Raw genomic sequence first — 22993 nt, 5'->3', positions numbered from 1 at the left:
CCATCCCATCAAAAATTGCGCCATGCGGGGACCCCTGGCTTGAGACATGGGGAGGAGCATGGTGCACGCCTTTCTTCTTTTCTCGCATTTTGCTATTTGACACAAACTACACATATATGGTACACTTTGTGTATGGATAGGACCGTACGGATTCAACTTCAACCGAATATGGAACAAGCACAAGCCTTGCATGAGACGTTGGCGCAATTTACCGTTGCCTACAATCACGTGTGTGCCTCTGGATGGCAACACGGCGAGAAGAACGGGGTGAAACTTCATCATGCCACCTACTACGAAACGAAAGCCTTGTGTTCTGGTCTAGTGAGTGACTTGCTTATCCAGGCTCGTGTGAAAGCGACGGAAACGCTTCGCAGCGCCTTTACCTGGAAAGCCAAGAAAGAAGCTGCCTATCCTAAGAAAGTTGCGAGAGCAGAGAAACAAGGCAAACCAATCCCAGTTTTTAAGCCTGTTCGCTGCCCTCGCTCTGAGCAGTGCGCAGTGCGCTATAATATTCACACCTATTCCCTCAATTGGGCAACACAGACCATTCGTGTCTCCACCACTCAAGGCAAAATGAGTATCCCCTTTACCGTCCCTCATTTCAGTGAGCAGTACCGAGGATGCAAGGTTGCCACCGCGGACCTTCTCTCCCACAATGGGAAGTGGTGGTTGCACGTGGTTGTTGAGGTCCCTGAGCCAACAGTACCGCAGAATGAGACGGTTGTTGGTATCGATTTGGGATTGAATCGCCCCGCCGTGACCTCGCAACGTCGCTTTCTTGGCTCCCGCCACTGGAAAGAGATTGACCGCCGCCGTTTTCGCCTCCGTCGCAAATTGCAGTCCAAAGGATCCAAGTCTGCCAAACGACATCTCAAAAAGATGTCTCGTAAGCAGATGCTTTTCCACCGGGACTGTGACCATGTGCTTTCCAAACGCATCGTTCAACATGTTCCCCCCGGAGCAACGATTGTTCTTGAGAACTTGACCAATATTCGAGAAGGTGTTCGTCATCGCAAAGGCGAAGGGCAACGCAAACTGCATTCCTGGTCTTTTGCGCAGTTGTATAGCTTTATTGCCTACAAAGCGCAAGAGCAAGGAATTCCAGTTGAGCGTATTGATCCTCGTCATACCTCGCAAACCTGTTCTCAGTGTGGGTACCAAGCCCGCAATAACCGTCGTTCTCAATCGGTCTTTCACTGTCGCTCCTGTGGGTATCAGCTTCATGCAGACCTCAATGCTGCCTACAATATCCGAGACAAATTTTGTCTTGCTCAGGATGGTAGATCTGTCCTGAGTGGGTCGCCGTCAGACGGCCTCTCGTCTCAAGCTTCGGCTTAGGGACAAGCCCCTGCATTCATGCATGGGGTATCTGACGTATGGCCGAGGCGGCTTTGAACTGTTGCGCCAACGCGTTTTGAGCGCTGCTTAATTGCTGAGCACGAAGGATATGGAAGATCCCGTAGTACTAGACAGCTATGATAGAATAACGCAAATGGGGATAACAGAATTAAGGGGAGATAGAAGAGTTAGCCAGTGAACACATCTGAAAGTTTATCTATCACTACCACATTTTCAATCACAGATCGACTGCCGATCTTCAGCTATTTGGTCAGTTCCAATCGTATTCGCTGGTATCGTGTGATTATGCGAACCTTCCTCCAACATCACCGTGAGTTGTATAGCTACCAGCTCACGGCACACGAGGTTCGTGACGCTGTACGAGTCGCGTTTGATCCCAATTATAACCTGGAACAATGCCAGAATGACTTGCTCGCATTAAAAGAATGGGGCAATGTCACAACCATTTATGACTCCAGTCACGCCTCTTCCATTGCCAGCTTCCTCTCGCCCGCGCTCCTCTATCAGGCAACACCGGAGGCAATCGCCATTGAGACCTTTCTCGATGAGCAGAATCACGCCAGCGCTGCCCAGGGCTCGCTCCGTCAGGGCGATCTCCCACGGCTCTGGCAAGCGCTGCAGACTATCGATGAAGGGCTACAGGCAACTGCTCTCGACGCGAGCCCGACCCTGGGCCGCGAACTGGCAGAAGAATGGCAACGCGCCTTTGAGGTCTGGAACACCATGGCGCGCGAGGCCGCACAGTATCTGGCAAATATGATCAACGCAGCTCAACAGTCATACACGGACCTGGAGGCGTTTCAACAATATAAGTCGGCGGTCGTCGCCTATGTTCATGGCTTTGCCCAGGCCTTGACACAGTATAGCCGTCGCATTCGCGAACAACTGGCAGCATGGGACACCACAGACAAGCAGAAGCATCTAATCTCTATTATCGCGCAATACCTTGAGCCACCAACCCCCACAGCCGAGAACCGACGCTCGCCCGTGGAGTTACGACAGGAAGCAGCAAATCAAGTAGAAGCGCTGGTCAACTGGTTCGCTGAAGGAAAAAATGCTGACTCCTTCAGGCGCAATGCCCTGGCCGAAGTGGACAAAGTTGTTCGGCGCGCGTCGACGCTGGCAGCCGCCACCCGGCCCAGCGCCAACTACGCCACCCATCTTCACACCCTCGCCCGGCATCTGCTGACGACCAGGGACGGCGAGGAGGCGCAACAGTTGTTCTCCGTCGCCTTTGCCAACCATGCCCCGATCCATCTGCCAGAGAGCCTGGTTGGTACTCCCGGGACGACACCCGATACATGGTCAGTCAGCCCCTGGCAGGAGGCACCAGAGGTAACCGTGCATTTGAAGCCGGTCAATCGCAGCAATCGTGGCAATTTGCCTCTGGAAGATCCAATTATTGATAATCGGAACATTATTCGCGAACTGGTCATGCAACATGAGACCAGGCTACAAGCACAACGAGAACACATTGCCAGGCTCTTCGCCAGCCCCAGCCTGGATATTGGTGCAATGTGCAGTATCTCCACAGATGACCGCGCTGTGCTTATGGAGATTATCGACGCTTGCCTGGGTCACCCCTCTTGCCAGTATCGTGCTCTTGATGGTTCCACCATTACGTTATTGAATGTAGACGAACAGGTCTATACCCTGCTAGAGGCCGATGATGGTCTGCTCTTCCTTCCCCGTTATCAGCTCACTCGCCAGGTACCTGCCTCGCTACGAGCTCAAGAGGAAATGCCCGAGACCCAAGACAATACGTAAACGATCAGGCCTTTCAGAGAAGCCTAGTTTGTTTCAGTTCATGCAGGATAGAGGAAATGCAAGAGATTGAGGTTCAGCGAAACGAGGCGAGAGTGCCAGAAACACGTTCATCCCAGCGGGAGCGTACCTCGATTCGGCACGCAACCATGACTGCGGATCTTCTCAAAGCCCATGTGGCTTTGCTGGAGAAAGAGATCATCTTCGCCAAACAGGGGGATCTCTTTCGACTGGTACAGCATCATTATCATACGTTGCAAAGCTGGCATGACCAACATACAGGCTGGCGTATTCAACGCCATAGTGGTCTCGTTCGACTTGAGCGTCACCTGAGCGCAACAACACCTGGTTATCTGTATGACCGCTTGAAGGAGCCAAAGGATTTTGCCTGCCTGACATGGCTGCTCTGGTACTCCGAGAATCGTCAATTAACAGGCCGCGGTAACGAGCAGCAATTCTTGCTCTCCCAGGTCGCAGAGCAGATCCAGGAACAGTCGGCGCTAGGGTTGGATGGTGAGGAACCCTTCGATTTCCGCAGGTCAGGCGATCGCTATAGTATGCAGCGCGCGCTTCACTCCCTAGAAGAGCTGGGCGGGCTCCAACTGGTGGATGGGCAGACCAGGGAATGGGTCGAGCAGGCCAATACTGCCGATGTCCTGTATGAGTTCACCTCCGCAGCACGTTCGCTGGTCGCAGCACTCCATCCACACGCGATTGAATGCATGATGACTCGCCTGCAAGATCCAACGATGACCCTCCAACCGAACGTTCTGCATGACCTGCCTGAGAAGTCGCCGCTGAAGCGGGCCTGGCGCGCGCTCTTGCTCGGTCCAGCCATCTTCCGCTTCGACGATCCCAACGCCTTTGACGAATTACGCGTTCATGCGGAACACATCGCCAACGAATTGCTGGATACCTTTGGCTGGCTACTGGATATACGACGCGACTATGCCTGTGTCGTCCGCGCAAGCGGGATGGCAACGGGTCCCATCACGGCCTTGACGCCATATGGCACCAATGATCAGATCGCGCTTCTCCTCTGTCAGGCCATCAGAGACCGGGTCGAGACACACTCCTGGAGCCCTCCCGATGCATATGGCTGTCTGCGCATCACAATCGAGGATATGACAGACCTCTTTTACACCGTTCGCGAACAACATGGAGAGCACTGGGGCAATGAGGCTCGCAATAAAAGCTCACGCAGCCTGCTCCAAGAGGTGTACAAGAAAATGCGGCAGGTCGGATTGCTGCGTGGACCCGATGAGACCGGGCAGATATTGATCTTGCCCACCGCAGCGCGTTATGCCGCCACCTATGAGAAGCCCGCCCAGGAAGCCTCGACTTCCAGCCATAGACGAGGAAAGACAACCACGAGACGGACGACAATGAAGGTAAGCGCCACAAGTCTACCGGGATTAGAGTAAGGAAAGCGACCCTATGCAAGAAACGTTTGATACCCTTGCCGCGTGGTCGGCCACGCTGGATGAAGCCTCTGAAGATATACTTACACGCCAGGTCACCCGCTTCGTCGAAATCTTACAGGCGCAGGCAGGAGGGCCAAAGGGCTATCGTCTGCGACGCGTCATCCTGACGAACTTCTGGCTCTATGGACGCCAGGAGTTCGAGATTCCACATGGTCGCCTCTTCCTGGCCGGAGAGAACGCGAGTGGCAAATCAACGGTGCTCACAGCCGCCCTGCCACTTGCTCTAGAGGGAGACCTCCGCCCCAATCGCCTCGACACCTTCGGGGGCCGTGAGCGACGCATCGAGTATTATGTCCTTGGTGGAGCAGACTCAGCCACCCCGTACCATCATGAGCGCAGGACGGCCTATATCGCCCTGGAGTTTGAATGGTGCCACCCTGATGCGCCTCCAATTGCGGACGAGTTGCGCCAGCGCTGGGAGAATGGGGACCGAGAGCGCACACGTTTCCTGACCGTTGGCCTGAGCATCGCGGGCAATGCCAATACAACCGAGCGTATTCGACCCCTGCGCTTCTTGATTACCGACGGCTCACGGCTGGGCTATGATTTCGACACAGTCTATGAAACCAACAACCGCCATGAGCAACGCGCCTACGATCACCTGCGCTTCAAACAGGTGCTTGAGGGCCATGGAATGGTCTGCGAGACCCAGGCAGAGTATGAACGGCAGGTCGCGCGCTACCTCTTCGGCTTCCATGATGTAAAAGACTTTGAGAAGCTTATCAATCTTCTTCTGATCCTTCGCCGCCCTAACTTGAGCACGGAATTGAATTTCTCGCGTGTCAATGACTATCTGAAGATGTCCCTGCGCAAGATTTCGAGCGAAACCACTTCGCGCGTAATTGGCACCATTGAGCGCATCGACGCCATCCAGAGCGAGATTGAACGCGTCCAGGAAGCCTTTCGCGCAGCCACACACACCCATCAGGCACAACAGCACCTCGCCACTGTTCGCGCGCAACTGGCCGCTTGCGAATATAAAGGTGTTCACTGGATCGCGGACGCCACCCAGGAACGAGTGACGAGTATGCGCCGCTCGCTCGAGCGGGCCGAGCGCGAGCGCAACGACGCTGAGCAGCGCTCGCGTACGCTCCAGGAGGAGCAGCAGCAGATACATGGACAGATCAAGGCCCTGGAAGCCAGTGAGGGGCTGCAGGTCGCAATGCAATTGGCTGCAGGTCGCGAGCATCTGCAAGCGGTCACGTCACAAATGCATCTACAGCAGCAGAGTCTTGAAGCAGCGCGTCACTCTATCGAGGCCAGCACTGAAGGAGTTTACCGTCAACGTGTACGTTTTACGAAGATGAAGGAGGAAAGCGAAACCCGCCTGCATACCCTGCGTCGCATCGCTGCCGACGAGGCACTCTGGGAAACCGCCGTTGTGCAACTAGAAAGCGCTATCAGCCAGATCACCGCCCTCTCTCCTGAGACGCCAGCCACACCTGAAGTTCCCCTGGGTGTGGCATCCATGCTTGGAGAGCAATCAGATGAGCGTATTGCCTGGCTTCATCGTCTTGAAACGCTCCATCAGCAACGGGAGCAACTGGACAGCAAGGTGCAATACGCACGCCAACTTGAGACAACCCGCTTTCAAGAATTAGATGACGCGCGCCGCCACCTTCAGGGACTCCAGGACCGGGCCCGGCAGGCGCAGGAGCGGCTCGATCAAGCACTCGCCGAATTCCGTCCCTCTCACCACAGCGAGGACTATTCTCTCGACATGCCTGCGCCTGAAGAAGACAGCGACATGCGAGAAGAAGATGAGATGAATACCGGAAACCTGGTTGAGCAGTTCGCGTCATTGCTCAATGAGTATCGCCAGACAATTGAGCGCCTTGAGCGTGACTTAGTTGAGGCAGCCGACCTGACTCAGGATGAGATGAATGAGCTCCAGCTTCTTACCGGTGGACGGATGCGTGAGATCGAAGACCTCAAGGCCCTCTATGAGCAGAAGCAGGCAGAACCTGAGTATACCCCTCCACGCTCCCCTCGCCACATTCGCGCACGCGCGCGCCTGGCGGAAGAAGGCATCATAGCGCGTCCACTGTATAGCCTGCTCACCTTCGCGCCCGATCTTGATGGGCAGAAACAGGGGCGTATTGAATATGCCCTGGAAGACGCAGGACTGCTTGATGCTCTCGTCATCGCTCCCGAGCATCTGGGTGCCGCCGACGCCCTGCTGGCTCACGAAGCTCTCAGCGATTGTCGCCTGGACATCTCACGCTTGCAGCCTTTGGAGGAGCAAACAGACTATAGCAGCGCATTGTGCTTCGACATGAGTATTGGAGAAAGCCAGATCGATTGGCAAACCCTCACCAACGAGATCATCGCGGGACTGGGGCAGCAAGCTCACAGCAGAATGAGCGTACTCTATAGCACCGATGATGACAGAATGTGGACACATGGCTTCCTCACAGGGCACGCTGGTCCAGGGCTCGCGAAGTGTATCGGTCAGGAGACACGCCTGCGCACCAGGCAGCGCGAACTGGAAGAGTTGGACGCGAAGCGAGCAAGGCTAGAAGAGGAGTTGCACTGGTATACTACTCGCCTGCTCGACTATGAGAAGCAGTTGGCGCACTTGCAAGAGCAGCAAGCGCGGCTGCGCAAGGCACTCCCACAGAGCGGTATGTCTGAGCTCTACCCCGAGCTCGTCCAGACCCGTCAGACACTCGATACGGCAAGGGGGCGCTATCAGAAGGCGCGCCAGCAGACGCAGGAGGCACGTCAGAGCTACAACACTATCATCGCGCAATTAGAGCGTGAGAGTCGGGGCCTCCAGCCGCTCGTCAATGATCATCGTCGCGTCCAGAGTGCGCTCATCGGCATCATAGAACTGAAGAACCAGGCGCACGCCCTACAAACACAATTCCAGAGCATCACGCATACCTGGGAGGAACATCGCCAGGCCCTTGCCGCTCTGGAGAAGGCGAGGGACAACGAAGCCAATACCACTCGCCTGTATAACAATATACGGCAACAGGCCCTACAAGCCCAGGCTGAGATGCAAGAATTTCAACGTGTAACTTCACATACCAATACCGAGGAACTCGGCGAGCGACTCCACTCACTGCATGAGCGCGATAAACTCCTCACGACCGAGCTCGATGAAACCAAACAGAAGTTCACGCGCGCCGACGAGCGCTGTCAGAACTTTAGAGGAAATCTCGCAGAAGGAGAAGCCTACCTGGAGCTTGCCCAGGAGGAGCGCACCCAGAAGCAGACCCATTTCCTGGACCTGCTCCAGATGTATCCTGTGGAAGAGCTGATCGCAGTTCAGAAGGTCGATCCGCTCTCAGCCACAAGCCTCTTACTGCAAGGAGATCTTGCGGAAAGCGAGATTCCGACGCGCAAAGAACAGCTTGAGAATGCGTATCGCGAAGCCTTTAACACGCTCTCACGCACGTTCAATCATGAGCAGCCCATCCTGCTCGAATATGGGCCAGATCTCGATGATCAGGGGGATATCAGATACCTGAACGAGCATAGGAGTCGCCCAATCGAGCTCCTGACAATCTTACGTGAACGCATCGAGATGCAAGAAACCCTGCTCGACGAAGAGGAGCGGCAACTGTTTGAGGACTTCCTGCTGCAGGAGATCGCAGAGGCCATTCGTACCCATATTCTTGAGGCTGAGGAGTGGATTCAACAGATTAACAGCGTGCTCAGCAATTTGCCCATGATCGGCGAGCATTACGCTCTCCAATGGAAGCCCACGACCGAGTACGATCAAACTACGCTGGGGAGTCAGCTTGCCCAACACCACCGCCTCCTGCGCAAACCAGCACAGACATTAACACAAGAAGAGACCGAGACGCTCATGGGCGCGTTCCGGCGCGAAATTGAGGCGGTGCGCCTGCGCCAGCAAGAAGCGCCCGATATGAACTTCATTGAGGCACTGGAGCAAATCTTTGACTATCGTGAGTGGTTCCACTTTGATGTCTGGGTCACGCCAACAGGGGGGCAACGTCAACGCCTGACAGATCGCGTAGCGGGAACACGAAGCGGTGCCGAGCAGCTCTTCGCGCTCTATGTTCCTCTCTTCGCCGCTCTAGGCGCGCTCTACAGAAATGCCGCACCGGGTGCGCCGCGCCTGCTGGCACTCGACGAGGCTTTTGATAAGGTAAGCGCGACCAATACCCAGCGGATCATGGAGTTCCTGGTCTCACAGGACTTCCAATGGATCATGACGGGACCTCAGGTCAGTGGCGAGGGCTCGCGCATCCCTGCCAGCGCCCGCTACTTGATGATCCATCAAAAGGGCTCGTCCGTAGCGACCGCCTCGGCATCCTTCTGGAGCGATAAGCACTATCATACAGCAGAATAGGCAGGCAAGAGATGTCAGAAGCACCGCGCGAGAATCCAAACGTCCAGAGGGCTGTCTCCTTCTTCACCCAAGAGGGCTTCTCGCGCCTGCTCGCGCTTGTGCGCCAGAAGTATGTTGAGCAGGGACAGGTTGGAGGACAGGTGGTATTGGAGGAGAGCACGCCCCAGGAGCGGCGTGAGATCGCGAGTTTTCTTGGTAAACCAGCCTATCCCCCTGGCCTCCTCAAGCTCCGTCTCAGGGATCTCGATACAGCACTCAGGCAAAGCGGTTTCGCCTGCACGCTCCCCGAGTTGCTCGCGGCCAGCTTCCCGGCCTCGTCTCTGATCACGCGTCCACAGCACCGCGCCGCTCGCGCCGCCCACCATGAGACATTTAAGACTACCTTGAAGGAGCTCACGGCACATCTTCCCTCAGAGGGTCGTGGGCGCACCTGGCTTGAGGATGGGGTGCACGGGCTGACCTGGCTCTTCTCGCGCGCCAAAAACGCTGAGCACGGGGAACAAGAGCGCCAGCTCACGACAATACGCTATGTCGCGCGCATCCTTGACGAGCTGCCAGGGCGCGAAGCCCCACAACGCCTGGCGCTCTTTGCGCAAAGGACAAGTGGAGATCCCCACATGCTCGATCCCAACCGCGCGGCGGGACGCCTCCTCCTGCTGGCCCTTCATGATCTGACGGAACATTCAGCGCCCCTCCCTGCACAGGACCGAGAAGCGGAGCTGCGCCTCTACGCAGACGTTGGGCTCCAGGTCGATACCATCTCGTCGAGCGTTGCCGTCTTTCACCTGGGAGGCGCAGTGTCTATGGATAGCACTCCAGACCCACTTCTCACGGCGGCGGGAGCGCGCGTCCTCCTTCTGCCCTTACGCCAGATATTGGCGTGGCATAGCGCCTGGCCCGCCACGACGAACACCTACATTATTGAGAATCCCCAGGTCTTTGAGGAGATGAGTGATAGGTTAAGCAACACCCAGAGGCCACCAACCCTGATCTGCACCGCTGGCTGGCCCAGTGTCGCGGCAACAGCGCTGCTCGATCTGCTCGTCGTTGCCTCACCTGACCACCATTTTTATTACAGCGGCGATTTCGATTTGAAGGGACTACAGATCGCAGCCCATCTCCTAGCACGCTACACTGAGCGCCTCTCCCCCTGGCATATCGATCCTGAAGCCTATATGCTCGCATTGCAAGCCGGAGGACTGGCAGCCCCCACTGGCGAGCTGGCCCAATTGAAGACTCTTCCCTCTCTCTTCGCTCCTGTCGTTAGCAAGATGCAAGAGCAGGGTCAGTGGGCCTATCAGGAGGGCATTACCCATTTGCTCACTCCAGCTCCCGATCCGCTTTGAGAGACTTTCCCAAGAACGAAGAGTAGCCGATAGAAGAAAGGAGAACGAACCGTTATCCGAAACTTACCCAAATATGGACAAGCCATATTTCGCGTTCGGTTCCTGCTTCAACGAACAACTTGCCTGGATCTACCGGGTCTTACAGGATCTCCACAGGCGTGCATTCCGGTGTAACTCACCGTACGAGGAGTAATTATAGCAGAAATGAAGGACGAACGCAAGAGCAACAAATGCTAACGGAAAGAGATATTTGTCTCCTCTTCAAGAAACTTGTTTTAACCCCGAACAGATGAGCCAAAAGGACCAATGTGACGTGTGAGACGAGCAAACTAAAGCCTATCCATCGGATGTCACAGATGCCCAATGGGAACTGATAGAACCCTTTCTTCCCAAGGTGTCAGCCAACTAGACTCTCTTGGCGGGACATTGAATGATCTGTCGTTCCTAATCCAGGGTGAAAGCTTGCTTGTGGAAGCGTTTGCCATTGGGAATTGGCCTGGCTTTGCAATAGATCTCCAGGTCGTCGCCGCGCTCACGAACCAGATGGCTGCTCAAATACGCTCGATCGATATGCAGTTCCTCCAAGGAAGCTGCTTGCTGAGCCAAATCTGCACTGATAGCTTCGGTCACGCTGGCTTCGGGCGAGTTCGCTGGAGTGATTCCTACGGCTCGGATGAGGCCGGTGTCCAGGTCATGGAGCACATGCCGCTTGTATCCATCGACACGCACACTGCGACTTTTGCGACTATGACGCATCTCAGGGTCTTCGACGCTGATGCGCCGATTTTTTGCCATGCCTTTGATCAGACTTGCTTTTCCCTGCTCATTGACTTCTACATCTTGCGCTTGGATCTGTTGTGCAACTGAAAGAGACCGCTGAGCCAATTGCGCATCTTCCTGTTGCAGGGTCTGTACCCAGGTTTCCACAGCTTGTAACACGTTCAAAACCATCCCCAACGCCTCGTCTTTCTGGATTTGCTGATCCCAATCACGGTCCAACGCCGCCTTCAGGCTGCTTTCACAAATCAACTCTACTTTTGCCTCCTTCGCTACCTCGACCAGATCTCGCTCCTGTTGATCAGCTACCACGCGCAGAACCTTTTTGAGTGCGTGTCCTACCAAATTGAACGTATCCTCGACTCGTCCGGCTCCCATAATGGGCTGCTATCCAGGGCAGCACGTAATGCTCGTGAACCAAACTCCTGGTTCTGGTTGGCAAGCTCGATGGTTCGCTCAATGAGTCGGCGATCCACGTGTGCTTCGATGAGACGCTTCCGAAAAGCTACCAGGGTTCCTTTGCTGAATGGGGGTGATCATAGCTTCTTGAACTATGAACATTTCTTGCCATTTGTAGACATTTAAGGCCCTTGACTCATCTGCTCTACTCATTGCTAGTACGGCGAGTTACGTCGGAATGTACGCCTGTGGAGATCCTGTAAGACCTGGGAAACCAGGCAGGTTGTTCGTTGAAGCAGGAACCGAACACCAGATATGGCTTGTCCATATGTGGGTCAGTTTCGGATAACGGCTTATCGATATCCAGGCAGTCGAGCACTAATTGTCAGCGCCGATCCATGAGCGTTGCTTCAATGACTTCATCATCCGAGACACCCGTGTATGCTTGAACAATGGTTGCCGGGGCTAATTGCGCGGGGGAATGGGAGACTGTCCACGGAGACGCGGCGCATAAAACGTCGCCAGTTCTTCTTGGAAAGCGTCATCAAAGAGTTCATGGCGGTGATGTCGGAGAAAGATAAACAACTTTGCTCGCTTGATGTGTAGGATGATATTTTGCTCAAGGGATGATGGTTCAACTGGAGGATGCCAGGATAAGGGGCGCATGCAGTGCTCCTTTGCTTTTCAAAGCTCAGATGGGACGGCAAAGCTTGTAGGGGCGTGGAGCCAGCTCCTGTCATTACCCCACAAGCTTGCGCTCGTTTGAAACAGCTATCCTGTGATTTGACAGCCTGTTTGTCTTGTCCCGTGACACATAAACTGGTTCTTTGGTGGGTTTGTTTGTTGATGCAAATGGCTCCACCGTTAAGATGTTGGCTGAGGTGACCAGAGCTCTAGCAGATTCCCATCGAGATCGTATAAGTAGTAGGACAAAACGTTCTTCCAGTCAAAGTGAACTGGCCCATAGATCTCGATGTTGTGCCTGCGTACATGAGACACTGCTTCTTCAAGCTTTTCGTGGGGGACAAAGAAAGCATAATGAACCTTCTGGAAAGGGAGAGTGTTCCTCAAAGAGCAATGGGCCTTTATGGAGAGCAAGGCGCTGGAGATTCTCAGGCTTGCCAGCAAAGAACCAAGCCCATTGATCGTCGGCTTCACGTTGAGGAATGAGTCCTACCACTTCCCGGTAAAAACGAGCAGCGGCTTTCACATCTTTGACAATCAAGACGATTTCGGTCAGACCTGTACTAAACATTCTTGTTACTTCCTCTCTATACAGAGCTTCTTTTCGCCAACACAGTTGAGTATAGAAGCTCACAAGCCGGCTTTCTTTGTACAAAAGGCGAGATTCCTTACTGTACCAAAGGACAAAATCTGAAACCCTTTTCGTTCTCGTTCTCTGCATTAGCGAAAGAGCTTCGCGCCGAATAGGCCAGTTTAGCTCTACAGTACAAGGCAACGTATCAAGCCAGTGGACCACTTCGCAGTTTTGGCTCATCAATCGTCCAACTGTTTTTTGATCCATAAAGCGCCGTCTGAGGACAAACTCGCTGGCAAACTACATATCCCTCTTCTGCCTCAACACATCTAGCGAAGAGATTGCTCAAGGATTTCATCTGGAATGAACATGAACAGACTGCATTACCATCAGCTCTTGCGGCGAACAAGCTCCACGACCGGGATCTTCCTAGTCGTCTTCTTCTCGTAGTCAGCAGCACCTGGATGAGCTTGCATCTCCTTGGCATAGATCTGGTCGCGCTCCTCACCTTCAAGAAGCACTGCCGTGGCTTCGAATTGCTCTGTGCCAAGCTCGACGGTCACCTGTGGATGGGCGAGCAGGTTGTGATACCAGTCAGGGTTCGTCGGCGAGCCACCTTTGGCGGCAAAGATAAACAAGCGTTCGCAATCGAGAAGGTATGTCAGTGGGTTGATGCGCTTTTGCCCACTTTTCGCGCCTGTGGTGGTCAGCAAAAGCAAGGTCACACCCTCAAACGGTCCTCCGACCTTGCCCCCATGTGCGCGAAATTCCTCGATGATTCGCCGATTCCAATCATTAAAGTGAAAGTTCGGTTCTGCCATATCATTTTCCTCTCATGCATCGAACGATGGCGATCGTAGTCGTGCATTGCCATCATTTGATAAGATCTTTCAAGTTCTCTCCGCGAACCGCGAGGTAACGCGGAGATACTGGCTGATGACGTTTCTTTCGGTTCCATCCAAAGGAGTATATTGGTTCAAGTGAACTTGAAGTCAAGAGGGAAAAAAGCTGAATATGATGACGGAACCAAGCCGAGCAGGCATACGACCTTTAGGAACGCAAGCATCTCTTCGGCCTACAATGCTGCACGGTCGTCCACCTTTGCATGGAATTGGCCCGCTCTCTGCAGCTTTTGGCTAAGCTTCAGGGCTCTGCCTGATTTCTCGATCGGTGTTCCAGATGGCTTTTCTCTTTGATCAGCCCTTGTGACTTATCGGTTTCTCAGATAGAATGATTACCTATCACCCGCTCAAAAGATCGATTTATAGCGAGTGACTTCGCGACGAGGAAGAGATGTATGAATGTCAATGAAATTCGCGCTCATTACGATGATAGGTCGATTATCATGTACCAGGCCTATTCAAAAGCTATTGCTCTTCCTGCTCTACAAAACAATCGGTTTGTCCCTCCTTTTTCGTTCAACAGAATGACATGGATCAAACCCTCCTTCTTATGGTTAATGGATAGAAGTCAGTGGGGGTTAAAATCTGGCCAGGAAATGATTCTTGCCATTCGCATCACGCGAGGAGGATGGGAGGAGGCACTCTCGCAAGCCGTTTTGACATCTTACGATCCCCAAGTCTACCGCCATCCTGACGAATGGGCCGCTCAGTTTGAGAAGGCTCTGGTGCATGTCCAATGGGATCCAGAAAGAACGCTCCGTGGGAAAAGCCTTCCTGTCAACAGTATTCAGGTTGGTCTCAGCCGCCATATTATTGAGAAATATGTTAATGAGTGGACCATTGAGATACAAGATGCAACCCCTTTAGTGAGAAAGATACATGGATTGCTGCGGCAAGGGCAGGAGGCAAAAGCCAGGGGGTTTCTTCCAAAAGAGCGTGTTTATCCGCTAAAGCCAGCTCTTGCCCGACAGATTGGCATCAGGTAGAACTCCTTGTTAGAAGCAATGATACAAGTTCGCTCACAGGGGCCATTGTAATTGGCGCCTATGGCTGCTATACTCTCGTTATCTGTTCAGCAACCAACACCTATTATCATTAAAGGCTGGATGCTCATTCGGCCATGAAGAAAGGGGACGAATTGTGTTGGCACATGTCTCAGAGCATGGGCAGCAATATACGATACGCCTCCTGGTCTCGCACACCCAGCAGGCTATTGTGTAACAGAGCAATTCTCAATCTTCCTCTTTTGCTGTACCACCTCTCTGTGCTCTTTTTGGTACTTCTTACCCCTTGCGAGTTCACACTCTTTTTCTGATAGAACGAATGCCTGAGCACGCTCTTCCTCTTGCAGACCTGATGTGTATTGCTCAATGTGAGGAGCGTAAGCGTGTTGTTCTACTCACTCGTCTGGGAAAGTTGTCTTCCTATCAAGCTGAATGGGATAGACCATCAGTATGTTATAGAGACACATTCGGAGGGAAACCAATTGGCAAATCAGCAACATCTTGACCTTCTCAAGCAAAGTGTTCATGTCTGGAATCAGTGGAGGCAAGAGCATCCCAATATTCTGCCTGATCTCAGCCACTCAGATTTATCTTGGGCTTGTTTGAGTAATGCTGACTTGAGTGGAGTTAACCTCAACGGCGTAGATTTCACCTGGGCTGATCTCTATCGGGCTAATTTGATCAAAGCCAATCTCAGTCAGGCCAATCTCAGTGGCGCGGACCTGAGCGGTACGCATCTTTGTCGTGCCAACCTGGATGGGGCAGATCTCAATGGAGCGCTGCTGTATCGAGCAAACCTGCGTGACACAGATCTCAGCCAGACAAATCTACAGAAGGCGGTTCTTGAAGAGACAGTGCTGAACTGAGCACTGCAAAGAAAGGATAGTATGGCTAAAGATAGAGATGAAATTTTGGTTGTTGGGGAAGTCGTTGAAGTGTTTCCTAGTGCCACGTTTAAAATCCAAATCGATGAGAAGCATCATGTAATAGCGGTACCTGCCGGACGTTTGCGACAATCGAATATACGCATTGTGGCGGGTGATATGGTGCGGGTGGCGCTCTCACCTTACGACCTGACACGAGGTCGAATTACTTGGCGTGTCAACGGAAGTCGCGCCCCCCGTTAAATCGCAAGTGAGGGATAGCGCCATTGTTCTCCCTCCAAGTCTCTCTTCCGTGAGCTTGTTTTGGTGCTCCAAAAACTCTGGTATAGAAGAGCGTGGATGAATAGTGAAGTACCTCACGCCTAAAGGCGAGAGCTTCGACAGCGCTCGGTTGCCTGAGAAGAGGCAGCCGAGCATTGTGGGGCGCTTCCCGCCCCAGCCACCCTACGGGTGGACATGCGTTTCTTGCTCGTGAGCAGTGGTCCTTGCTCCTCATAGCGACGCAGCAGGTTGCGTGCTGCGTTCTCATCTCGGTCGAGCTCAGCACCACAGCGCGAGCAGGAATGCCACCGCACCGAGAGGTCTTTGGGCACCAGAACCGTTCTCCAGAACTTAGACAAATAGGATCAGGCCACATCTGATGTCTGGTTCCTGCTTCCACCACCACTGCTGAGCATCCTCAGTCTGACATGATGTCCACAGGCGTATGTGTTCCCGTAGAACTTACGGTACATGCAACCATGCTGCTAGGCGAGTACGGCAAGGTTGTAGGCGGCATTCAAGTCCCGATCCATGACTAGACCGCAATCCTCGCACACAAACATGCGAATGGCAAGCGTTAAGTCCTCTTTCACCCACCCGCACAGGTGGCACGTCTTGGATGAGGGTTCCCAATGTGAAGCCAGTTTGACCTGCACCCCAGCAAGCGCTGCCTTGTACAGCACTTGCTGCTTGAACGCATACATTCCCACATCTGCAATAGCACGCGAGAGCTTGCGATTTTTGAGCATGCCTGAAATGTTGAGATCTTCCAACACGATGCACGCTGGACGCTCGCTCGCTGGCTTGGTTCTCGCCACCAGAGCTGAGGTCACTTTATGCAAAGCGTCTTTGCGCACATTGGCAATCCGCGCATGCATCCGTGCGAGGCGCTGTTTCGCTTTGTCGCGGTTCTTTGAGCCTTTCTTCTTGCGCCCATGCCGACGTGAGGCGCGTTTCAGGGCATTGATCTTCTTACGGAGGGCTTTGGGATTCTCAAAGGCACGTCCATCGGAAACGACCGCGAGTGTCTTTATCCCTAGGTCGACCCCAAGAGACGCGCCCGTCGCTTGTGGTGGTTCGGGTTGCTCGCTCTGGACTACGATGGACACATACCAGCGTCCTGCCTTTTCACTGATGGTGGCACTCTTGATCTTGACATTCATGGGAAGATAGTCACGCTCTTTGAGCCGAAGCAGTCCCAGACGAGGTAACTGGACTGCATCTGGATACACGCGAATGGCTCCTGTAAAGCGTGCCCCGCCAATGGCTTTCTTCTTGCTTTTCCACCTGGGGTAGCCACATGTGCCTTTCCACGTGCCCTCTTTCTTCAAGCGACACTTGCGAAAGAAGTGTTTGAAGGCGTTGTCCAGGTCGCGCAATCCCTCTTGCATGGCACATTTTGAAACGTCATACGCCCAAGGAATCTCGTTTTTTTTGAGGGCATTGATCTCTCGATGCAGGTCAATGGCCGTGGGCGTTTTCTCGCCTGCCCGGTATGCTTCCTGTTTGCGACGTAAGCCATAGTTGTACGCCCAGCGAGCCGCACCAGTATGTTTGCGACAGGCTGTGATATGCGCGTCACTCAGATCCAATTCCACTCGGTAGCCTCGAGTGAGGAGCATCCTACACATCCTCCTCTTTCATCACTTGCTCAACACATGCTTTGATCTTCTCTGCTCGCCGTTTGGAGTTGCGCCGCCCGTAGATGCGTGCCGCCATACTGGTAATGAGGGCAACAAAGTCATCGACCAATTCATCCTGGGTATCGGTTGGCAAGATCACTTCAAGGTGACGATCTTGCACGGCAAGGAGTTGTTCAATGTAGTGGTAGCCGAAACGGGTTAAACGATCGCGGTGCTCAAGAATAATCGTGCCGATGCTCGTATCGGTCAAGAGGTTTAAAAGCTTGGGGCGATGGTCATTGAGCCCAGAGGCAATCTCGATCACTTCTTTGGCGACTTGATAGCCACGAGCCGCCGCATAGGACCGCAAGCGCTCCAGTTGTCGCGCTACATCTTCCTTCTGCTCAGCAGAAGAGACACGGGCATAGAGGGCAATGCGCCCAACATGTCCTGTCACCTGGATCGGATCACGCACAATCACCGTCCCAGTGGCCGTTTGATAGACATCAAGTTGTCCAGCTTTATACCACCGCCAGGCTGTTGTGTAGGAAACCCCCTGCTGTTTGGCATACTGACTGAGTTTCATAGCTATATTTTAGCATGTTTTGTCTATGTCTGTCAATATTCACTATAAAGATTTAGAACCCCACAACCACTACACACCTGACTCGTCTGCTGGGATGCCACCTTCACCAGTGTACCGCCAGCCTCTGCCACTTTGCAGGCACACAACGTGATGAGGCTCCACGCCGCGTCCAAGATGCTTTTGTTCAAGCCACTCTTGACTGCTGCTCCATTGGGCACATAGCGCTCACCCACCCCAACCATGCCACCCGTGGTGGAACGCCTTTCGCCGGAACCAGCCTCCTCCTTCTTGGGCTTGGGCCTCGCCGTCATGAGGAATGCGACTACTATCTATCGGCAGCTAGTGCACGTTTAAGCGGTATGACATCATGAGACGTTTGAGCGTTAAAAAGTGTCCGACAAGCAAGGAGCCAGGCATTTACTTTTATAATTTAATAATTTCAACAATATTCAAAACTACTTTCAATTACTGTCTTTCATTTTTAATTGCAATTTTTTTAAAAATAATGTACAATGAATACCTGGCAATCCTTTTCATGAGATGGGTTCCACGTAAAATAATCCTTCTTACACATTCATGCCTTCCTTCGCCTATTCTGGCGATCTTTGTAATACATATAGAGAAGAGAGAGATCAGTAGAAAGAGCACATCATGCAATCACTCATCCCTCTGTTGCTCTGCATTACCATCTTTTCTGCCTCTTTTGGATATATGTTTATTCGATATCATATCGAGTGGCAAGCCCTAAAGCGTGAGGTACACCCATGAGAGCACCTAAAGACGCTTTATAGCCTTACCATACGATACGAATACATGAATATCGAGTAGGTCAAGAAACATTTCTCTATGCAGAATACTATGGAATAGGGTGAATGCAGATGAATACGCAGGTAGGCGGCTCGCAACAGCAGGAATATACTTTCGGCTTCCATATGACTGGAAATATGTCTTTAAGCCTGAGCGGAGACTGAGTAAGAAGGTTGTTGAGCAGATTTCCGATATGCAGTCGAACTGAACCGCCTGATCCAATTGGAAATGTCTGGAAGTGTTGGCTAATCGCAAAAAGGAGGCCATGATGCAACCGCTTGTTCTTCTGTTACTCGTCCTTTTGCTTGCTCTTGGCACATTTAGCTACGTTGCCTTTCGAAACTACTCAAGGAAACGAGCACATGAAAAGAGACGTAATCTCTACCATGATAGGGTGTAGTTAGTTTTATGTTCTCTAGACATATGTAGTCAAATAGGCACAATTGTGCCTATTTGACTCTAACTTCTTGCAACAGCGATAGTTTTCTGGTCTATTTGTTCTACTTTGGATACAGAGGAGGCGGAAAACAGATGGCACGTGGGTATCGGGTCGAACTTGACCTCAACAACACCCAACAGACGCTTTGCCGCAAACATGCTGGAGCCGCTCGTTGGGCCTACAATTATGGTTTGCGACGTAAGCAAGCCTGCTACAAAGCAGGTCAGCCCACCCCAAGCGCCATTGATCTGCATCGCGAGATCAATGCTTTGAAGCACAGTGAGATTCCTTGGGCGTATGAGGTCAGCAAATGCGCCTTCCAGGAGGCGCTACGCGATCTGGATCAGGCCTTCAAACACTTTTTTCGCAAGTGCCGGATCAAGAAAGAGGGCACATGGAAAGGAAAGTGTGGCTATCCCCGCTTCAAAAGCCGGAAGAAAGCCATTGGAGGATGCCGCTTCACCGGCACCATTCGGGTCTTTCATGATGCTATCCAGGTTCCTCGCCTGGGAGTCCTTCGGCTCAAAGAGCATGGCTATTTGCCCACCACTGTCAAGATCACTAGCGCAACCATCAGCGAGAAAGCAGGCAGATGGTCTGTGTCGATCTGTGTGCACCATGCGTCCCATGCAGATGGTTTGCCACTTCTGGGAGAGGAAGAAGAAGGTCTACGACCAGCCACAGGCGAAGCCATTGGCGTTGACCTGGGGGGAAAAATGCTGGCAACGCTTTCTGATGGACGGACCTTCGAGAATCCCAAGGCGTTGCGCAAGAAGATCACCGCCCTCAAGCGAGCCTCGCGACGTCACAGTCGCAAGCACAAAGGGAGTGTCAATCGCAAGAAAGCACGCATGCGACTTGCTCGGATGCACGCTCGTATCGCCCATGTTCGCCAGAACGCCTTGCACCAAGCGACCGCACAGATCGTGGCGAGAACCCGCGCCCGATCAAGAGCGACCTCGTGTGATCGTCCTCGAGGATGTGCATATTGCAGGTATGCTCAAGAACCGCAGGTTGGCCAGAGCCATCGCCGATGTGGGGATGTACGAGTTCAAGCGGCAGATCCTCTACAAAGCAGAACAGGCAGGGATCAAGGTGGTTCTGGCTTCCCGTTGGGAACCCTCTTCAAAAACCTGTTCGTGTTGTGGCTGGATCAATGAGGCGCTGACGCTCTCTGATCGGGTCTTTGCCTGCCTGGAGTGTGGAAGTGTCCTAGATCGAGACGCTAACGCCGCCAGAAATTTGGTGGCATTGGCCTGATGAAAACAGCGTACCGCACGTTCTGCGGGAAGTGACGCCTGTGGAGCAGGGGTAAGACGAGCGAAAGGCTTGCTCTCTGCATTGAAGCAGGAACCGAACACGAAATGTGGCCTGTCCACGTTTGGGTCAGTTTCGGAGAACGGTGTAGCAAAAGAATGTTGCTATAGTATGAGGGATTTTGGTTATGCTGAAATGTTTGCTAGCCTTAGAAAGTGAGTTATTGCTTGTTGCACGAAACGCCTACGACCTCTTTCTCAGAGGAACCATCCAACAACCCAGCCATTCACATTGTGTATGAGTGTGTACTGCAAGAACGCGTACGGGAATCGGATTCCTATGTCTATGAACTTGCCTGCGCCATCATGTACCCGGCCACAACCGGGCACCTTTCGCTGAGAATCATGAGCACCCATTCCTATCGACGTTCCTCTCCAAAAGAGATTCCGTTTACCCGCCACGCAACGGGGGCTACGACCTATGTTGAGCTTCTCGACGATGAGCAGCTAGAGGCAAGAATTGTTGCTCCTGATGGTACCTACAGCAAAGCCATTTACTACGCTCATGGACAAGAACTGCTTGAACAATATGCAAGGCAAGTGGTCTCCACAATCCAAAGAATATAGTGTGAGTCAGCCGGTGAGGATCAATGATACATAAATCCCTCACGCCAGGCATAGATAGCAGCCTGGGTGCGATCCCCAATATGCAGTTTCGAGAGAACATTGTTGACATGACTCTTCACGGTGCATTCACTGATCACAAGGCGCGCAGCAATCTGCGTATTGGAGAGATCATCCGCATCAGCCAGATGGTCACCTACAATGGCTATCGTCACCCGGCATTGCTTGCCAAAATGGCCAGTACGGTCGACATTCTTAGTCACTGACGGTTCGCGTTTGGCATTAGGGCTGGCTGGTACGAGCACGAGTATCGAGCCTATGGTTTATAAATACCTCGATGCCCCAACGCGACTACGCTCTCTGCATGAGGCCCTCCAGGTGATTCTGGTCATGTGGACCCAGGAGGAAGCAGCCTTTGTGGGGACGCTGCACGAAGTAAGCAATCAGCCCAAAGGTGTGCAGCAACCCCATGTTCCGCTTCTCGTCGGCGGAAGTGGCGAGCAGGTGACGCTGAAGCTGGTGGCCCAATACGCCGATGCGTGCTACGCGTCCGCCGCTCCCCGCGGGGCTTGCATCGTGTTGCCAAGCCATGCTTCCTTAAAATGCTACCCGCTTGTGGCTATACGACGCGCAAAAGCAATGATGAACACCACACCTGAGCATCCTCCCCTTCTTTCGAGTACTCATCTTCCTTATCAGTGTTGCATGCTCTTTTTTGAAGAGGCGTTGGGTGGGCGTGGAGATGAGCAATACATCCATAAAGAGCCCACAGATGCCCTCAAGGCACCGATCAGCCTGCATAGGGTCACTCACTGGCGAAAGAAGCCTCAGCCGACCATAACGTACATAGCCGTACTCGGGATGCGGCGAGAGCGTGCAGCGCGATGCAGCGAAGACGCGTACGCTGATAGCCCACGCGCCAGGGTCTTCACTTGACCCTCATAAGGAGAACTCACACACATAGAAAAAGTGGTTATTCTTCTTGTATTGCACTGCGTCTGTCACGAACATATACATACCAACTGAGAATGCCAGGGCCTACGAGTATATAAAGTACGCTGAGATAGATATGAATGACGAGTTCAAGCGTCGATGATCCTTTAAGCTCAGTAAAAGCCAAATGCAGAGGATGTACAATCAAAAAGTACATCCCTGAGCCGATGAATAAAAAGCTAACGAACCTCCACACAGGCTCAATGGATACTAAGAAAGCGTTACGGTCTTTCTTCCATTGTGGACCATTGAGGAATTGTGAGTTTGAGTTGTTGACTGCACCAAGAAGAAAGAAGAAAGATCCTTCCACTATGAATTGGAGCGCATCAAGCGGCCAAACGAAGCTGGGAGGAGCTAGGGGACTAAAACCTGACCGAATGAAATTGTATGCATGTGTGCCTAGGAACCATATCATCAGACCGCACGTAAGCCCTAAGAGGAACGTCAGTGGGACAATACGTGAGAAAAGGTACTGCTCCGGAATACGTGGTCTTTGGCTATATCTCCTGTCTTCCATCTCTCTCTCCCGATACACAATAAATTTCATTCGCACATGCGAATGGTTGGATAGGCATTGTGAACCTCATGAATCCGTATTTATGTACTTATACGTTTGATTAGCTCAAGTATACAACGCTTTTTGTGTGATGTAGTTAAGAGGAAGCGAAAACGATGGGGCGATGAGACCATGTGTATACCCGATTGTTGAGGAGCGAGTGAACTGGCATTTGGAAGATGGGATCGATACGCTGTATGCCTGCCCTGATGCCTGGGCGCTACGGCATCGGTTTCTTCATCGGAAAACGGGCGAGGTGAGGCGTGCACGCTGTGATCGCTGGTCGTGGCCTCTCTTGTGATCCCAAAAAAAGGCGGATCTGTGGCGACACGTGATCGCTGAAGCTGA

Annotated in this window: 18 protein-coding genes and 4 pseudogenes; 13 read left to right on the top strand and 9 right to left on the bottom strand. The window is 52.8% G+C overall.

The features are described from left to right. Positions 1-132: 132 nt before the first annotated feature. The 5 genes from K3T82_RS38995 to K3T82_RS38975 all read left to right on the top strand — a co-directional run bounded on the left by K3T82_RS38995 (position 133) and on the right by K3T82_RS38975 (position 10277). Positions 133-1338, top strand: coding sequence for an RNA-guided endonuclease InsQ/TnpB family protein (locus tag K3T82_RS38995; protein WP_220198903.1), 1206 nt, complete (start codon positions 133-135; stop codon positions 1336-1338). A gap of 195 nt (positions 1339-1533) precedes the next feature. Further along, entirely contained in the window at positions 1534-3126 is a 1593-nt protein-coding gene (locus K3T82_RS38990) for a DUF2397 domain-containing protein (RefSeq protein WP_220198902.1), read from the top strand. Between the two features lie 56 nt (positions 3127-3182). Next, on the top strand, positions 3183-4547 hold the full coding sequence (locus tag K3T82_RS38985; protein WP_220198901.1) for a TIGR02678 family protein: 1365 nt from the start codon (positions 3183-3185) through the stop codon (positions 4545-4547). Positions 4548-4560: 13 nt separating this feature from the next. Further along, on the top strand, positions 4561-8931 hold the full coding sequence (locus tag K3T82_RS38980) for an SbcC/MukB-like Walker B domain-containing protein (RefSeq protein WP_220198900.1): 4371 nt from the start codon (positions 4561-4563) through the stop codon (positions 8929-8931). A gap of 11 nt (positions 8932-8942) precedes the next feature. Continuing rightward, the gene (locus tag K3T82_RS38975) at positions 8943-10277 is read left to right on the top strand and encodes a TIGR02679 family protein (RefSeq protein WP_220198899.1); all 1335 of its coding nucleotides are present in this window, start codon (positions 8943-8945) and stop codon (positions 10275-10277) included. A 447-nt stretch (positions 10278-10724) separates the two neighbouring features. Here the strand turns inward: K3T82_RS38975 and K3T82_RS50935 are convergent. The 4 genes and pseudogenes from K3T82_RS50935 to K3T82_RS38955 form a co-directional block, all read right to left on the bottom strand. Continuing rightward, positions 10725-11153: pseudogene (locus K3T82_RS50935) on the bottom strand (transposase); the annotation flags it as partial. A gap of 688 nt (positions 11154-11841) precedes the next feature. Continuing rightward, a pseudogene (locus tag K3T82_RS38965) lies at positions 11842-12026 on the bottom strand (transposase); the annotation flags it as partial. A 433-nt stretch (positions 12027-12459) separates the two neighbouring features. Further along, positions 12460-12708 (bottom strand): VOC family protein, encoded by a 249-nt coding sequence (locus K3T82_RS38960; RefSeq protein ID WP_220198896.1) that lies wholly within the window; start codon positions 12706-12708, stop codon positions 12460-12462. Between the two features lie 392 nt (positions 12709-13100). Further along, positions 13101-13532, bottom strand: coding sequence for a nitroreductase family deazaflavin-dependent oxidoreductase (locus K3T82_RS38955; protein WP_220198895.1), 432 nt, complete (start codon positions 13530-13532; stop codon positions 13101-13103). A gap of 476 nt (positions 13533-14008) precedes the next feature. Between K3T82_RS38955 and K3T82_RS38950 the strand changes: the two genes are divergently transcribed. The 3 genes from K3T82_RS38950 (at position 14009) to infA (ending at position 15744) form a co-directional block, all read left to right on the top strand. Continuing rightward, on the top strand, positions 14009-14599 hold the full coding sequence (locus tag K3T82_RS38950) for a DUF4291 domain-containing protein (RefSeq protein ID WP_220198894.1): 591 nt from the start codon (positions 14009-14011) through the stop codon (positions 14597-14599). A 401-nt stretch (positions 14600-15000) separates the two neighbouring features. Next, positions 15001-15483 carry a pentapeptide repeat-containing protein gene (locus tag K3T82_RS38945; RefSeq protein ID WP_220198893.1) on the top strand — a complete coding sequence of 161 codons (483 nt, stop codon included), beginning with the start codon at positions 15001-15003 and terminating at the stop codon, positions 15481-15483. A 21-nt stretch (positions 15484-15504) separates the two neighbouring features. Further along, complete coding sequence (infA, locus tag K3T82_RS38940; protein ID WP_220198892.1) at positions 15505-15744, top strand: translation initiation factor IF-1; 240 nt, start codon at positions 15505-15507, stop codon at positions 15742-15744. A gap of 119 nt (positions 15745-15863) precedes the next feature. Here the strand turns inward: infA and K3T82_RS38935 are convergent, their stop codons facing one another. The 4 genes from K3T82_RS38935 to K3T82_RS38920 all read right to left on the bottom strand — a co-directional run bounded on the left by K3T82_RS38935 (position 15864) and on the right by K3T82_RS38920 (position 18281). Further along, positions 15864-16094, bottom strand: a complete 231-nt coding sequence (locus K3T82_RS38935; protein ID WP_236031827.1) for a transposase — start codon at positions 16092-16094, stop codon at positions 15864-15866. 153 nt (positions 16095-16247) lie between these two features. Then, entirely contained in the window at positions 16248-17384 is a 1137-nt protein-coding gene (locus tag K3T82_RS38930) for an RNA-guided endonuclease InsQ/TnpB family protein (RefSeq protein WP_220198891.1), read from the bottom strand. Between the two features lies 1 nt (position 17385). Continuing rightward, the gene (locus K3T82_RS38925; protein WP_420799394.1) at positions 17386-17970 is read right to left on the bottom strand and encodes an IS607 family transposase; all 585 of its coding nucleotides are present in this window, start codon (positions 17968-17970) and stop codon (positions 17386-17388) included. A gap of 32 nt (positions 17971-18002) precedes the next feature. Then, on the bottom strand, positions 18003-18281 hold the full coding sequence (locus K3T82_RS38920) for a hypothetical protein (RefSeq protein ID WP_220198890.1): 279 nt from the start codon (positions 18279-18281) through the stop codon (positions 18003-18005). Positions 18282-19308: 1027 nt separating this feature from the next. Here K3T82_RS38920 and K3T82_RS38915 point away from each other — a divergent pair. The 3 genes and pseudogenes from K3T82_RS38915 to K3T82_RS38910 form a co-directional block, all read left to right on the top strand. Next, positions 19309-20139 (top strand): annotated as a pseudogene (locus tag K3T82_RS38915) (RNA-guided endonuclease InsQ/TnpB family protein); the annotation flags it as partial. Further along, positions 20102-20476 (top strand): RNA-guided endonuclease InsQ/TnpB family protein, encoded by a 375-nt coding sequence (locus K3T82_RS50495; RefSeq protein WP_420799393.1) that lies wholly within the window; start codon positions 20102-20104, stop codon positions 20474-20476. The pseudogene K3T82_RS38915 and the gene K3T82_RS50495, both read left to right, overlap by 38 nt. 227 nt (positions 20477-20703) lie before the next feature. Beyond that, on the top strand, positions 20704-21099 hold the full coding sequence (locus K3T82_RS38910; protein ID WP_220198888.1) for a hypothetical protein: 396 nt from the start codon (positions 20704-20706) through the stop codon (positions 21097-21099). A 20-nt stretch (positions 21100-21119) separates the two neighbouring features. Here K3T82_RS38910 and K3T82_RS48485 read toward each other — a convergent pair whose 3' ends face one another. Then, positions 21120-21218, bottom strand: coding sequence for a helix-turn-helix domain-containing protein (locus K3T82_RS48485; RefSeq protein ID WP_307811332.1), 99 nt, complete (start codon positions 21216-21218; stop codon positions 21120-21122). Positions 21219-21269: 51 nt separating this feature from the next. Here K3T82_RS48485 and K3T82_RS48480 point away from each other — a divergent pair. Together K3T82_RS48480 and K3T82_RS38895 are read left to right on the top strand one after the other, a co-directional pair. Further along, positions 21270-21648 (top strand): annotated as a pseudogene (locus tag K3T82_RS48480) (LLM class flavin-dependent oxidoreductase); the annotation flags it as partial. 1157 nt (positions 21649-22805) lie between these two features. Continuing rightward, a complete protein-coding gene (locus K3T82_RS38895) occupies positions 22806-22946 on the top strand; it encodes a hypothetical protein (RefSeq protein WP_220198886.1) in 141 nt (46 codons plus the stop codon). Positions 22947-22993 lie beyond the last annotated feature (47 nt).

Source organism: Ktedonospora formicarum, assembly GCF_016587355.1.
GTDB classification, from domain to species: Bacteria; Chloroflexota; Ktedonobacteria; order Ktedonobacterales; family Ktedonobacteraceae; genus Ktedonobacter; species Ktedonobacter formicarum.
Note: the sequence above shows the minus strand (reverse complement) of the source record. Positions and strands in the feature narration are given on the sequence as shown.

Excerpts from the sequence above, each read along its gene's own strand:
- K3T82_RS50495 (WP_420799393.1), top strand. The coding sequence starts at position 20,102 with ATGTTCGCCAGAACGCCTTGCACCAAGCGACCGCACAGATCGTGGCGA.
- K3T82_RS38980 (WP_220198900.1), top strand. The coding sequence starts at position 4,561 with ATGCAAGAAACGTTTGATACCCTTGCCGCGTGGTCGGCCACGCTGGAT.
- K3T82_RS38955 (WP_220198895.1), bottom strand. The coding sequence starts at position 13,532 with ATGGCAGAACCGAACTTTCACTTTAATGATTGGAATCGGCGAATCATC.
- K3T82_RS38930 (WP_220198891.1), bottom strand. The coding sequence starts at position 17,384 with ATGCTCCTCACTCGAGGCTACCGAGTGGAATTGGATCTGAGTGACGCG.
- K3T82_RS38925 (WP_420799394.1), bottom strand. The coding sequence starts at position 17,970 with ATGAAACTCAGTCAGTATGCCAAACAGCAGGGGGTTTCCTACACAACA.
- infA (WP_220198892.1), top strand. The coding sequence starts at position 15,505 with ATGGCTAAAGATAGAGATGAAATTTTGGTTGTTGGGGAAGTCGTTGAA.
- K3T82_RS38950 (WP_220198894.1), top strand. The coding sequence starts at position 14,009 with ATGAATGTCAATGAAATTCGCGCTCATTACGATGATAGGTCGATTATC.
- K3T82_RS38995 (WP_220198903.1), top strand. The coding sequence starts at position 133 with ATGGATAGGACCGTACGGATTCAACTTCAACCGAATATGGAACAAGCA.
- K3T82_RS38975 (WP_220198899.1), top strand. The coding sequence starts at position 8,943 with ATGTCAGAAGCACCGCGCGAGAATCCAAACGTCCAGAGGGCTGTCTCC.
- K3T82_RS38920 (WP_220198890.1), bottom strand. The coding sequence starts at position 18,281 with ATGACGGCGAGGCCCAAGCCCAAGAAGGAGGAGGCTGGTTCCGGCGAA.
- K3T82_RS38985 (WP_220198901.1), top strand. The coding sequence starts at position 3,183 with ATGCAAGAGATTGAGGTTCAGCGAAACGAGGCGAGAGTGCCAGAAACA.
- K3T82_RS38960 (WP_220198896.1), bottom strand. The coding sequence starts at position 12,708 with ATGTTTAGTACAGGTCTGACCGAAATCGTCTTGATTGTCAAAGATGTG.